This is a genomic window from Pseudomonas sp. P97.38 (assembly GCF_001269745.1).
Classification (GTDB): Bacteria; Pseudomonadota; Gammaproteobacteria; order Pseudomonadales; family Pseudomonadaceae; genus Aquipseudomonas; species Aquipseudomonas chlororaphis_E.
In genome coordinates this window covers 69,679-82,360 of sequence record NZ_LHVJ01000020.1, presented here as the reverse complement: position 1 = coordinate 82,360, position 12,682 = coordinate 69,679, and the positions used below count along the sequence as shown (strand labels likewise).

Genomic DNA, 12,682 nt, shown 5'->3' with positions numbered 1-12,682 from the left:
ATGTGCCTTCGCTATCGCGAGCAAGCTCGCTCCCACAGTGGTGTCCTTGCTGACAGATCTCCGGTGCTGGTTAGAAACTCATATCCACCTTGGTCCAGAGCGTGCGCCCCGGTTCGTTGATGGCTTGCGGGTCGCTGGCCGGGTAGCCGAACCCGGCGTTGCCGGCCAGGTTCAGGTGCTCGGCATAGGCTTTGCCGAACAGGTTGTCGACGCCGCTGCTGACCTTCCAGTGTTGATTGATGCGATAGGCGCCGTTGAGGGAGAAGACCCCGAACCCTGAGCTGGTGCCGTAGTCCTTGCCCACCACGTTGCCCTTGTTCTCGTCGACCCGATGCTGCGCCGCCACCACGCGCCACAGCGCACCGGCGCTCCAGCGGTCGGCGCTGTAGGTCAGGCCCAGGCGGGCATCCAACGGCGGCATTTGCGCCAGGGCGCTGCCATCGCTGCTGTTCTTGCCCCAGGCATAGGCCAGCGTCGCGTCGGCCTTCCAGCGCTCGGTCAACTGATAGGCCGCGCCGAGCTCACCGCCCATGATCCGCGCGTCGATGTTCTCGGCCCGGGAGGTGCTGCCCATCATGCCGGGCGTGTAGTCGAACAGGATGTAGTCGCGCACCTGCCCGACATACGCCGAGGCCCAGGCTTCGAGGGTCTCGGTCTTGTATTGCAGGCCGACATCCAGCTGGGTGGTCTTCTCCGGCTTGATCGCGTCGAAGGCATTGCGTGAACCGCTGGGGCCGGCGTTCGCCGAGAACAGCTCCCAGTAGTCCGGGAAACGCTGTGCATGCCCCAGGCCGGCGTAAACCGTCGTCGGGCTGTCCGCCAGGTCGTGCTCGTAGCGGACGAAGCCGCTGGGCAGGGTGTCGGCGCGGGTGTCGTCGGCGGTGGGATTGGGCCGGGCCATCATGGCGGAGCCGATGCTCTGCCGGTAATCCTTGGCCGAGGCCCGGTCAAGGCGGGCGCCGGTGACCAGCCTGTCGCGGTCGGCGGCGTACCAGGTCAGCTCGCTGAACGCGCCGTAGTTGTGGAAGTCGGCGTCCTTGGTGCGTGGTAGCTCTTTGTAGGTGTCGACGCCCATGCCGCTGCGTTGGCGATGTTCGTTGACCTGGGCGTCGAGGCCGCTGATCAGTTGCACATCGGCCCAGCGCCAGGTGGCCTTGATGCGCGCGCCGAGGGTGCGCCGGTCGACGTTGGAGGCCATGGGCCCGGCCATCATCCCGGTACCGGACGGCGTGCGCAGCGTGTAGTTGTCCATCACATGGTCGGCGTAGTTGTAGTAGACCTGGGCCTCGACCTTGTCCAGCACCTCGCCCAGGTTCGAGCGTTCGAAACGCAGCCCGAGGCTTTCGCGCTTGAACTGCGAGCCATCCATGCCGCGCCCGGCGTAGCGCGCTTCGCCGTCGCCCTTGCCGGCGGTCAGCTCCAGCAGGGTATCGGCGTCGGGTGTCCAGCCCAGGGTGACGTCGCCGTTCCACTTGTCGTAGCGCGACGGCACCGTGTCGTTGTTGCCATCGCGGTAGTCGTCCGAATGGGCGGTGTTGCCGATCACCCGTACGTAGCCCAGCGACCCGCCTGCCGCGGCGTCCAGCACTTTGTCGAAGCGACCGTTGGAGGCGGCCAGCACGCTGGCGTTGACCCGGGTGCCCAGTTCGCCGAACTGCTCCGGCTCGCGGTCGAACAGGATGGTCCCGGCGGACGAACCGGGGCCCCAGAGCACCGTCTGCGGGCCCTTGATCACCGTGAGCTTGTCGTAGGTTTCCGGCGAGATGTAGGACGTCGGCGCGTCCATCCGGCCGGGGCACGCCCCCAGCAGCATGCTGCCGTTGGTGAGGATGTTCAGTCGTGAACCGAACATGCCGCGCAATACCGGGTCACCGTTGGTGCCGCCGTTGCGCACCAGGGCGAAGCCGGGAATGGTCTTGAGGTAGTCACCGCCGTCGCTGGCCGGCACGGGCTGGCGTGGATCCTTGGGGTTGGTGACGACGGTCAGGGGCGAGCTGGGCGCAATGGCGGTGATGACCGTCGGGCTCAGTTCTTCAACCTGGCCTTGATGATGATCGTGCTCATCGGCCAGGACGTGAGGGGCCAGTAGCAAGCCGCACAGGGCGGCGACTCTGGAGGGTAAACGAACCCGTGGCTCATTCGGGGGGCAGTTGGCCTGGGCGGTGCCCAAAGCGATGCCGGCAGAAAACCTGGACATGATGATTCCATCGAACAGACGTAGACGACACGGTCGGGTGGCCTGTGGCTCTTGTGCGACCGGTTGGTGAGGTGTCGGGCTTACGCTGCGAGGGGTGGTGCGCGGGTGCGCGCACCCGGGAAGAACGACGACCGGGCATGGCCCAGGCGTGGGGACGGGCTGGTGAAGGTCAGGGCCGGCGGCGTGTCGAAGACGCTGAAGCCGTGGCCGCCAGGCAGCGCCGGGCAGTTGGACAGCAGGTTGCAATAGCCGCATTTCTCCCACAGCGCGTGATGCTCGCTTTGCGGCGGGCAGTGCTCGGCTGCGGGGGCCTCATGCCCGGCATGGGCGCTCGCCGACATGTCCATGTCCATGGTCATGCTCATGGACGAAGGCATGCGCTGCTCCATCGGCATCGACTGGGAAACCAGTGGACCGATAAAGATCATCAGCATGGCGAACAGGCTGATCCAGCTGCCGCGGGTCAGGCTCATGGGCTGACGACGGGGCATGGGACGCCTGGCGCGGGACAAGGGCATGGGCGGTGCGATCAGTGCGTGTGGGCTTCGGTTTTAGTCCCGTCCGGGGCTTTCTTCTGCACCGCCACGTCGACCGTGACATCCCCGGCTTTCTCGAAATGCAGGGTCATGGCAAAGCGTTTGCCGTCAGTCAGCAGGCTGCGGTCCTTCAGGTCCAGCAGCATCACGTGATAAGCCATCGGGGCGAACGTAACGGTCGCGCCAGGGGCGATGGTGACGGTGGGCACGGGTTGCATCTTCATCAGGTCGTCTTGCTTCACATGCTCGTGAAGCTCGGCCTTGCCGGCGATCGGCGAATCGGCGCCCAGCAGGGTGTCCGCGCTGGCGCCTGCGTTGTGGATCACGAAATACGCGGCCACGGTCGGCGCATTGGGCGGCAGTTCCTGGGACCAGGGGTGGGCGATCTCGAGTTCGCCAGCCTTGTATTGATGCGCCTGGGCAAGGCCAACCGGAAGCAGCAGGGCAGCCAGCAGGATAAGACGGTTCAACATGGTGATTCTCCGGAATGATTCAGGACACGGTGTTGTCGTGCACAGCCATCACACCAGGGGGGAAGCGCGGGGATTGAGGCTCGGCCATTGCTGGCGAGGCGTGGGGCTGTCGAGCGGGCGTTGGGTCGCGGTGCGGTGGGCCGGTTGCGCGTCCAGGTACAACTGCGGGGCATGCCCGCTCAGAGCCGTCAGGACCGTCGAACCTGCGCAGCACCAACAATGCTGCATGGTCGAGTGATCATCGTTGCGGGGTGTGCCCTGTTCAAGCTTGCCCAGGGACATCGCCACCAGCTTCGTGCCGCTGGAGGAGCAGAAACTGCCCCACAACAATTGCTCGACCGGCGCCTCCGCCTTCGCCCCCGCGTTGCCGGAAAGCGGCATGGCAAGCATGTTGAACAGCACTGCGAAGCAGGCGATCCAGGCAAATGCAAGCCGTTGTCGGGACATGGGTGAATCCGCTCGGTTGGGCGATCAGGTGGCGGTATTTAGCCTGATCGGGGGTGAGAAGTAAAAAAGCCATGTGCGGTGTAGGGTCGCAGGGTTTGCATTAACAGTAGCAATAGTTTTGTAAGTGCATGCTGTTGTGGCGAGGGAGCTTGCTCCCGCTGGGGCGCGAAGCGGCCCTGAAATTGAACATCGCGGTCTATCAGGAAAAGAACGTTCGCCTTCTTGGGGCTGCTGCGCAGCCCAGCGGGAGCAAGCTCCCTCGCCACAGGGTTCAGATGGCAATGAAGACATTGCGAAGGATCATCCTCGCCATCTCCTGCTCTCCGTTCAAAAATAGAGTAGCGGCTTCATCCAGCAGAATTTTCGCGAACTCCGGATCACACTTGGCGCGTTCGACAATTGTGTGTTTATAGTCCGACCAAATGCCGCAGCCCCTGCAACACCTGATCTGCCGTCTCGAACACTCGATCCACCTCCGGCAACACCGGCCGCTTCAACACCAGCACCGGCACTCCACGCTCGCGCGCCACTTCCAGCTTGGGTTCGGTGGCGGTGCTGCCGCTGTTCTTGCTGACCAGTACATCAATCTGCCGTCGTTCGAACAGTTCGCGCTCGCCTTGAATATGGAATGGCCCGCGGGCGCCGATGACTTCGCAGCGTTCGTTGCCGGGGTACACGTCCAGGGCGCGCAGGGTCCAGAATTGTCCGGGGGGAATTTCGTGCAGATGTTGCAGCGGTTCGCGGCCGAGGGTGAACAGCGGGCGCTGGAAGGGTTGCAGGGCCTGGGTCAGTTCGGCCCAGTCGGCCACTTCGCGCCAGTCATCGCCGGCCTGGGGTTGCCAGGCCGGGCGGCGCAGGGCCCAGCACGCAATGGCGCAGGTGCGTGCCGCCTGGGCGGCGTTGTGGCTGATTTGCGCGGCAAAGGGGTGCGTCGCATCCAGCAGCAGGTCGATACCTTGCTCGCGAATGAATTGCGCCAGGCCTTGCGCGCCGCCATAGCCGCCGACGCGTATCTGGCAGGCCAGGTCGGTGGGCACGCGACCCACGCCCGCCAGGCTGTAGATGTGGGGCGGACCGAGGGTGCGAGCGATCGCCAAGGCTTCGGTGACGCCGCCCAGCAGCAGGATGCGTTTCATGTAAAGGCTCCGGCGTGACCGACGATCCCGCCTTGGCGATCGATGGCAAAGACTTCGACTTGAACCTGCGCCGGCACCACGCTGCGGGCGAAGGCCAGGGCGTGTTCGCACACGGCGTCGCCAAGGGCGATGCCGGCCGCGCTGGCCATCGCCAGGGCTTGCTGGCTGGTGTTGGCGGCACGGATGCCCTGCTGCAAGACCTCGTCGGCACCGATCGCTGCCGCCCAATCGGCCAGTTGCGGCAGGTCGATGCTCGAATGACGGCTGTGCAGGTCCATGTGGCCGGCGGCGAGTTTGCTGATTTTGCCAAAGCCGCCGCAGAGGCTGAGCCTGTCCACCGGGACCTTGCGCACATGCTTGAGCACCGCGCCGACGAAATCGCCCATTTCGATCAGGGCGATTTCCGGCAGGTCGTAGACCCGGCGCATGGTGTCTTCACTGGCGTTGCCGGTGCAGGCGGCGATGTGCAGGTAACCGTTGGTTTTCGCCACGTCGATGCCCTGGTGGATCGAGGCGATATAGGCCGCGCAGGAGAACGGCCGGACGATGCCGCTGGTGCCGAGGATCGACAGCCCGCCCAGGATCCCCAGCCGCGGGTTCATGGTTTTCAGCGCCAGGGCTTCACCGCCCTCGACGTTGACCGTGACTTCGAACCCGGCGGTGTAGCCGCTCTCTTCGGCCAGCCGGCCGAGGTGATCGCTGATCATTTTGCGCGGCACCGGGTTGATCGCCGGCTCCCCGACGGCCAGCACCAGCCCCGGCCGCGTCACGGTGCCGACGCCGCGGCCGGCGATGAAACGTACTCCGGGCTCGGCGATCAAGCGCACCTGGGAAAACAACAGCGCGCCGTGGGTCACGTCCGGGTCATCGCCGGCGTCCTTGATCGTCCCGGCTTCGGCGCCTTGCTCGGTCAGCCGGCAGAACTCCAGGCGCATCTGCACCTGCTTGCCTTTGGGCAGTACGATTTCCACGGCATCGGCTTCGGTGCCGCGCAGCAGTAATCGAGCGGCCGCCAGGCTGGTGGCCGTGGCGCAACTGCCGGTGGTCAGGCCGCTGCGCAGGGGCGCGGGTTGTTCGGCGGTTTCGTCACGCATCGAGGGGTTTCGTCAGGTCCAGCAAGGTAATCGGCAACGCCTGGCGCCAGGTGTCGAATTCGCCCAGTGGCTGGGCCTGGGCGATGTGGAGCCGGGTCAGTTCGCCGCCGTGGCGTTCACGAAAGTCCATGAGGGTCATCTCGCTTTGCAGCGTCACGGCGTTCGCCACGAGCCGGCCGCCGGGCTTGAGTTGCGCCCAGCAGGCATCGAGCACGCCTTCGCGGGTGACACCGCCGCCGATGAACACCGCGTCCGGGCGCTCCAGTCCTTCCAGCGCCTGCGGGGCTCGGCCGCGGATCAGGTGCAAGCCCGGCACGCCGAGGCGGTCGCGGTTGCGTTCGATCAAGCCTTGGCGGCCTTCGTCGGCTTCAATGGCCAGGGCCCGGCAACTGGGGTGGGCGCGCATCCATTCGATGCCGATGGAACCGCTGCCGGCGCCGACATCCCAGAGCAACTCACCCGGCGTGGGGGCCAGGCGTGACAGGGTCACGGCGCGCACATCACGCTTGGTCAACTGGCCGTCGTGCTCGAAGGCGCTGTCCGGCAACCCGGCCAGGCGCGACAGGCGCAACGCCGACGGCTCGGCCCGGCATTCGAGGGCGATCAGGTTGAGGTCTGCAACGGCCGCGTCGGACCATTGGTCGGCAGTGGCGTCGATGCGCCGTTCCGCTGCGCCGCCGAGGTGTTCCAGCACGCTCATGCGGCTGGCGCTGAACCCACGCTCGCGCAGCAAGGCCGCCACGGCGGCGGGGCTGTGCCGGTCATTGCTCAACAGCAGCAGCCTGACGCCGGTGGACAGGTGCGCATTGAGCGCCGCCAGGGGCCGCGCCACCAGCGACAGGGTGACCACCTCTTGCAGCGGCCAACCCATGCGCGCCGCCGCCAGTGAGCAGCAAGACGGTGCCGGGATGATCAGCATCTGATCCCCCGGGACCTGCCTGGACAGGCTGGCGCCGACGCCATAGAACATGGGATCGCCACTGGCGAGCACGCACACCGGCTCGCCCCGTCGCGCCAGCAGTGGGTCCAGGGAAAACGGGCTGGGCCACGATGCCCGTTCGCCGCGGATGCACAGCGGCAACAACGCCAGCTGGCGAGGGCTGCCGACGATGTGCGAAGCCCGCAGCAGCGCATGGCGAGCCGTGCGGCCCAGGCCCTTGAAGCCGTCTTCACCGATGCCCACTACGGTCAGCCAGGGGGTCATCTCTGTTCCTCGAATCAGGTGGATGGGGTCGGCGAAGTCTCGCCCCCGCAAACCGGGCCGCCATCATACCGCGCGCCCTGATCAGCATGCGAACCCGTGGGAGCAAGGCTTGCCATCCGACATCAGCGTCTCAGCCAGACCGCCTTCGCGAGCAAGCCCGCTCCCACACGGGATCTGTGGTGGGCATACATCTCGAGTCTGCCAAATAACACTGTGGGGGTGCGCTTGCCCGCGAAGGCGGTGGGTCAGTCAACCTCTTCATCGACTGACCCACCCTCTTCGCGAGCAAGCTCGCTCCCACCGGGGATCTGTGGTGGACACACACATATCGAGCCTGCCAAATAACATTGTGGGAGCGGGCTTGCCCGCGAAGACGGTGGCACCTTCAACCTCGATGCCCCAGCCCGAGCACCTCACATTCTTGATGCCGCGGCGCACAATCCGACCGGCAAGCTTTTCATGCTCCCCGGCAAAGCAGGCATAATGGCGCTCCTTCGCCGATGCGGCGTGTCTCATTGACCGGTTGTCCCTTGAACGAACATCCATCCTCCAGCGTCATGCGTCCCTCGGGTTGTCCGGGGTTGCTGCGCGTCGTCCAGGCGCTGGACGGTGGGATCTGCCGGATCAAGCTCGACGGCGGCGCCATCCAGGCCGACCAGGCCGAGGCCGTGGCGGCGGCGGCCGAGCGGTTCGCCGGTGGGGTGATCGAGGCGACCAACCGGGCCAACCTGCAGATCCGCGGGATCGGTGCCGAGCACGCCGCCCTGATCGAGTGTTTGCTCGCCGCCGGCCTTGGCCCGCGCAAACCGACTGGCGACGACGTACGCAACCTGATGCTCAGCCCCACGGCCGGCATCGATCGACAGGGGCTGCTCGATACCCGGGCGCTGGCCGCCGAGATTCTCGTCACCCTGCAAACCCACGAACGCTTCCCGGAGCTGTCGGCCAAGTTCGCCGTGCAACTGGACGGCGGCGAAGCGCTGGCGATGCTCGATCACCACCATGACCTGTGGCTGTCGGCCTGGCTGCGCGGCGGCGAACCCTGGCTGGCGTTCGGGCTGGCCGGTTCGCCCCGGGACGAACCGGCCGGCGCCGTGCCCCTGGCCGAAGGGCACGGCCTGGTGGTGGCGGTGCTGGAGCTGTTCCTCGACCTGGCGCGCCCGGACCAGATACGCATGCGTCATCTGCTGGCCGAATGTCCCCATGCTGAATTCATCCAGCGACTGGCTCGCCGCATCTCGTTGCACCCGTGCAGCGGCTGGCGGCGAGGGGCGTCCAGCGATGGCCTGCACATCGGCATTTACGCCCAGCACGACGAACGCTGCTATGTCGGCGCTGCAGCGCCCCTGGGTCGACTCGATGCCGGCATGTTGCGCGGCGCGGCGCAACTGGCCCGGGAACGAGGGGACGGCACGCTGCGCTTCACGCCCTGGCAAAGCCTGCTGCTGCCCAATGTCCGTCGCCAGGACACGGACGAGGTGCTGGCGCGTCTGGCAGGGTTTGGCCTGCTGAACGCGGTGGACCAACCCCTGGCACAACTGATCGCCTGCACCGGTTCCAGCGGATGCGGCAAGGCGTTGGCCGACACCAAGGACGATGCCCGGCAGCTAGCCGGGTGGCTGCAACGCCATGGCCGAGGCTTGAAGGTTCACCTGTCCGGGTGCCCGCGTTCCTGCGCGGCGGCCCACACCGCGCCCGTCACCTTGCTGGCGGTCGCCCCCGGTCACTACGACCTGTATCTTCGCGACGCCACGCTGCCGGGTTTCGGCGCGTTGCAGGCGCACAATCTGACTATTGAAGCGGTCGGCCACTGGCTCGCCGCTCGCCCCCGGAGCCCCCTTGATGCTTGATTACATCCGCGACGGTCAGGAGATCTATCGCAACTCCTTCGCGATCATCCGCGCCGAGGCCAACCTGGCGCGCATTCCGGCCGACCTGGAGAAACTCGCGGTGCGGGTGATCCACGCCTGCGGCATGGTCGAAGCCGTCGACGGCCTGCAGTTTTCCGACGGTGCCGGCACGGCCGGGCGCCAGGCGCTGGCTGCCGGTGCGCCGATCCTCTGCGATGCGCGGATGGTCAGCGAAGGCGTGACCCGTGCCCGCCTGCCCGCCAACAACCCGGTGATCTGCACCTTGCGTGACGAACGCGTGCCGGCGCTGGCCCTCGATCTGGGCAACACCCGGTCGGCCGCCGCCCTGGAACTGTGGCGGCCGCACCTGGAGGGCAGCGTCGTGGTCATCGGCAATGCGCCGACGGCGTTGTTCTACCTGCTGGAAATGCTCGACGCCGGCGCCCCGAAACCGGCACTGATCCTGGGCTTCCCGGTGGGCTTCGTCGGCGCTGCCGAGTCCAAGGCGATGCTGGCGGCCAACAGCCGCGGCGTACCGTTCGTGATCATGCAGGGCAGGCTGGGCGGCAGCGCCATGGCCGCCGCCGCCGTCAACGCCCTCGCCACGGAGGTTGAATGATGCACCAGCCTGGACGTCTGATCGGCCTCGGCGTGGGTCCCGGTGACCCGGAACTGATTACTGTCAAAGCCCTGCGCCTGCTGCGCGAGTCACCGGTGGTGGCGTACTTCGTCGCCAAGGGCAAGAAAGGCAACGCCTTCGGCATCATCGAAGCCCATTTGCAGGACGCGCAAACCCTGCTGCCGCTGGTCTACCCGGTGACTACCGAAGCGTTGCCGGCGCCGCTGTCCTACGAGCAGGTCATCGCCGACTTCTACGACACCGCCGCCGAGCAGTTGGCCGTGCACCTGGATGCCGGCCGCGACGTGGCCGTGATCTGCGAGGGCGACCCGTTCTTCTACGGCTCCTACATGTACCTGCACGATCGCCTGGCCGAGCGCTACGACGCCGAGGTCATTCCGGGCGTATGCTCGATGCTGGGCGGTGCCTCGGTGCTCGGCGCGCCGCTGGTGTACCGCAACCAGAGCCTGTCGGTGCTCTCCGGCGTGTTGCCCCATGAAGAACTCAAGCGCCGCCTGGCTGACGCCGATGCGGCGGTGATCATGAAGCTGGGGCGCAACTTCCCCAAGGTCCGCCAGGTGCTCCAGGAACTGGGCCTCGATGGGCGGGCGCTGTATGTCGAGCGGGCGACCATGGCCAACCAGAAGATCGTGCCGCTGGATGACGTCGAACCGATGTCCTCGCCGTACTTCTCGTTGATCATCGTGCCGGGCGAACGGTGGCAGGGTTGATGACGTCCAGCGCTCCCGCCATCGTCCTCCTGGGGCCGGGCAGCCTCGCCACGGCCCGGCGTCTGCAGCAGTGCTACCCGCACGCCCTGATCCATGGCCTGGCCGGGCGGGTCGAAGGGGCGGACCGTTCCTACGCCGAGTTCGGCGCGACCCTGCGCGCGTTCTATCGACAGGGCACGCCGATCATCGCCCTGTGCGCCGCCGGCATCGTCATTCGCACCCTGGCGCCGCTGCTGCTGGAAAAAGGCCAGGAGCCGCCCGTGCTGGCGGTGGCCGAGGATGGCAGTGCCGTGGTGCCGCTGTTGGGGGGCCTGGGCGGGGTCAATGTCATGGCCCGGGAAATCGCCCAGGCACTGCAAGTGGCACCGGCGATCACCACCAGCGGCGAACTGCGTTTCGGCACCTGCCTGCTCAATCCGCCAAGCGGCTATCACCTCGGCGACCTGGAGCAGGGCAAGCGCTTCGTGTCCGACCTGCTGGCCGGTGCGTCGGTGCGTATCGACGGGGCCGCGCCGTGGCTGGACCCGGCACAGTTGCCCCAGCACCCCCAGGCGCGATTGGCGATTCGTGTCGACAGCGCCGCGGGCGTGCCGGCGACGGACGAGTTGCGCATCTACCCGCGCACGGTCGTGGTCGCGCTGGCGGCGGGCGCGTCACCGGCCATTGCCGAGACCTTGGAGGAGGCTGGCCTGGCGGTGCAGTCGCTGGCCTGCCTGCTGGCGGCGGACAGCGATATGGTTCGCGGCGAATTGCATGACGCGGCGGCAGCCCTGAATGTACCGCTGCGGTTTGCGTCGGCGGAGGGCGAACTCGGCCCATGGCTGGGGGCAACCCTAGGTCAGCCGGCGTCGGTCCGGGTGCTGGGCGAACGTGCCGTCGCCGTGGCCGAACAGCCCGTCGACCCGCAGCGAATCGGTCGCCCGCGCGGGCGCCTGGCGGTGATCGGCCTGGGCCCGGGCGCTGCCGAGTTGATGGTGCCGGCGGTGCGCGCCGAGCTCGATCGCGCCACCGATGTGCTGGGCTACGAAACCTACGTGCGCATGGCCGGCCCTTTCCGGGCCGACCAGGTGCAGCACTGCACCGACAACCGCGAAGAAATGCAGCGCGCCCGCCATGCCTTCGAACTGGCAGCCCAGGGGCGCTCCGTGGTGGTGGTCTCTTCCGGCGATCCGGGTGTGTTCGCCATGGCCGCCGCCGTCCTCGAAGCGTTGCACGAAGCAACGGATGCTCGTTGGCACGCGGTTGACCTGCAGATCCTTCCCGGGGTCTCGGCGTCGCTGGCGACGGCCGCCCAGGCGGGCGCACCGCTGGGCCATGACTTCTGCGTGATGTCGCTGTCGGACAACCTCAAGCCGTGGTCGATCATCGAAAAGCGCCTGGACCTGGCGGCCGAAGCGGACCTGGCCCTGGCGTTCTACAACCCGATTTCCCGATCCCGGCCCTGGCAACTGGAGCGGGCGCTGGAGATCGTCGCGCAGCACCGCACCGCGCAGACGCCGGTGGTGCTGGGCCGTGACATCGGCCGTCCGGGCCAGACCCTGCGGGTCACGACGCTGGGGCAGTTGACCCCGGACCAGGTGGACATGCGCACCATGGTGCTGATCGGTTCCTCCACCACCTGTGCGTTCCCGCGCAGCGGGGGCGGTGAATGGGTGTACACGCCGCGCTGGTACGGTGAAAAGCCCGGCGCGTGAGCCAATGGCCGGCGCAATCGCTTGCTGCCCGGCCGCTTCATGGGGCGGTTTTCTTCAAGGTGAACCGGCGCATGCGGTGGGCCTCCAGGTGCTTTTTCATCAAGGCCCGCTTGGCCTCGAATTCGCGCCTGTCCAGTTGCAGGAAGGCCCGTTGCTGGACGATCGTGGCCGAGCGCTTCTCCCATTGCCAGAACAGGAACCGGCTGCGCCTGGTTTCAACCTTCAGTTCGAGTTTGTAGAGGGCGATGTTCAGGTGGCCCTGTGCGTCGTATCGCGCCGGGATGACCTGGAAGGTTTCTCCCTGGCGGGTTTCGCCATCGAAGGATGACAGGGCCCCGTGATCGGACTGCAAGTTGTCCAGCGTGTCGATCATCGCATTCGCCTGGCGTACATCTTTCATCGCGGCCGCGCTCTGTACCAAGAAGTCCGCCACGGAACCGGCGACGACATGGGCCGTGCGGGTGTTGATGGCGTCGCCGTACAGCGACCACCCGAGGAACCAGAGGGTGCGCACGTATTCTTCGAACCAGTCTTTGGCGGCGAGATAGCGATGGTGGGCCAGGTCCGCCGATTTCGTCGCGATATTGTGGCAGTCGGCAAGGTCATCGTGCTCTTGCAGGTGCAAGGCGCCGATATAAGAAAATAAGTTCGGGCCTGTGACCAGTCCCGAGAAAGTTGCCAGGGTCATGAAGTTTGCTCCA

General features: G+C 66.7%; 12 protein-coding genes and 1 pseudogene. 4 read left to right on the top strand and 9 right to left on the bottom strand.

The window, feature by feature from the left end:
• Window positions 1-70: 70 nt before the first annotated feature.
• The 8 genes and pseudogenes from AD664_RS16625 to AD664_RS16595 form a co-directional block, all read right to left on the bottom strand.
• Window positions 71-2,197: a TonB-dependent copper receptor gene (locus AD664_RS16625; protein WP_053147980.1), complete on the bottom strand. Its 2,127-nt coding sequence runs from the start codon at window positions 2,195-2,197 to the stop codon at window positions 71-73.
• Between the two features lie 80 nt (window positions 2,198-2,277).
• Window positions 2,278-2,670 (bottom strand): DUF2946 domain-containing protein, encoded by a 393-nt coding sequence (locus tag AD664_RS16620; protein ID WP_053147978.1) that lies wholly within the window; start codon window positions 2,668-2,670, stop codon window positions 2,278-2,280.
• A gap of 56 nt (window positions 2,671-2,726) precedes the next feature.
• On the bottom strand, window positions 2,727-3,206 hold the full coding sequence (locus AD664_RS16615; RefSeq protein ID WP_053147976.1) for a copper chaperone PCu(A)C: 480 nt from the start codon (window positions 3,204-3,206) through the stop codon (window positions 2,727-2,729).
• A gap of 48 nt (window positions 3,207-3,254) precedes the next feature.
• Window positions 3,255-3,653, bottom strand: coding sequence for a DUF2946 domain-containing protein (locus AD664_RS16610; RefSeq protein WP_053147974.1), 399 nt, complete (start codon window positions 3,651-3,653; stop codon window positions 3,255-3,257).
• Window positions 3,654-3,939: 286 nt separating this feature from the next.
• Window positions 3,940-4,077 (bottom strand): annotated as a pseudogene (locus AD664_RS27920) (addiction module antidote protein); the annotation flags it as partial.
• On the bottom strand, window positions 4,061-4,789 hold the full coding sequence (locus tag AD664_RS16605; RefSeq protein ID WP_053147972.1) for a cobalt-precorrin-6A reductase: 729 nt from the start codon (window positions 4,787-4,789) through the stop codon (window positions 4,061-4,063). The pseudogene AD664_RS27920 and the gene AD664_RS16605, both read right to left, overlap by 17 nt.
• Window positions 4,786-5,883, bottom strand: coding sequence for a cobalt-precorrin-5B (C(1))-methyltransferase (locus AD664_RS16600; protein WP_053147971.1), 1,098 nt, complete (start codon window positions 5,881-5,883; stop codon window positions 4,786-4,788). The genes AD664_RS16605 and AD664_RS16600 overlap by 4 nt, the downstream gene beginning before the upstream one ends.
• Entirely contained in the window at window positions 5,876-7,087 is a 1,212-nt protein-coding gene (locus AD664_RS16595) for a bifunctional cobalt-precorrin-7 (C(5))-methyltransferase/cobalt-precorrin-6B (C(15))-methyltransferase (protein ID WP_053147969.1), read from the bottom strand. Before AD664_RS16595 ends, AD664_RS16600 begins: the two co-directional genes overlap by 8 nt.
• 530 nt (window positions 7,088-7,617) lie before the next feature.
• Between AD664_RS16595 and cobG the strand changes: the two genes are divergently transcribed.
• The 4 genes from cobG to cobJ are packed head-to-tail and all read left to right on the top strand — an operon-like array spanning window position 7,618 to window position 11,981.
• Complete coding sequence (cobG, locus tag AD664_RS16590; RefSeq protein WP_305728885.1) at window positions 7,618-8,937, top strand: precorrin-3B synthase; 1,320 nt, start codon at window positions 7,618-7,620, stop codon at window positions 8,935-8,937.
• The gene (locus tag AD664_RS16585; RefSeq protein ID WP_053147963.1) at window positions 8,930-9,556 is read left to right on the top strand and encodes a precorrin-8X methylmutase; all 627 of its coding nucleotides are present in this window, start codon (window positions 8,930-8,932) and stop codon (window positions 9,554-9,556) included. Before cobG ends, AD664_RS16585 begins: the two co-directional genes overlap by 8 nt.
• The gene (locus tag AD664_RS16580; protein ID WP_172679736.1) at window positions 9,553-10,287 is read left to right on the top strand and encodes a precorrin-2 C(20)-methyltransferase; all 735 of its coding nucleotides are present in this window, start codon (window positions 9,553-9,555) and stop codon (window positions 10,285-10,287) included. The genes AD664_RS16585 and AD664_RS16580 overlap by 4 nt, the downstream gene beginning before the upstream one ends.
• Window positions 10,287-11,981 (top strand): precorrin-3B C(17)-methyltransferase, encoded by a 1,695-nt coding sequence (cobJ, locus tag AD664_RS16575; RefSeq protein WP_053147958.1) that lies wholly within the window; start codon window positions 10,287-10,289, stop codon window positions 11,979-11,981. Before AD664_RS16580 ends, cobJ begins: the two co-directional genes overlap by 1 nt.
• A 37-nt stretch (window positions 11,982-12,018) precedes the next feature.
• Here cobJ and AD664_RS16570 read toward each other — a convergent pair whose 3' ends face one another.
• Entirely contained in the window at window positions 12,019-12,669 is a 651-nt protein-coding gene (locus tag AD664_RS16570) for a hypothetical protein (protein WP_053147956.1), read from the bottom strand.
• Between the last annotated feature and the right edge of the window lie 13 nt (window positions 12,670-12,682).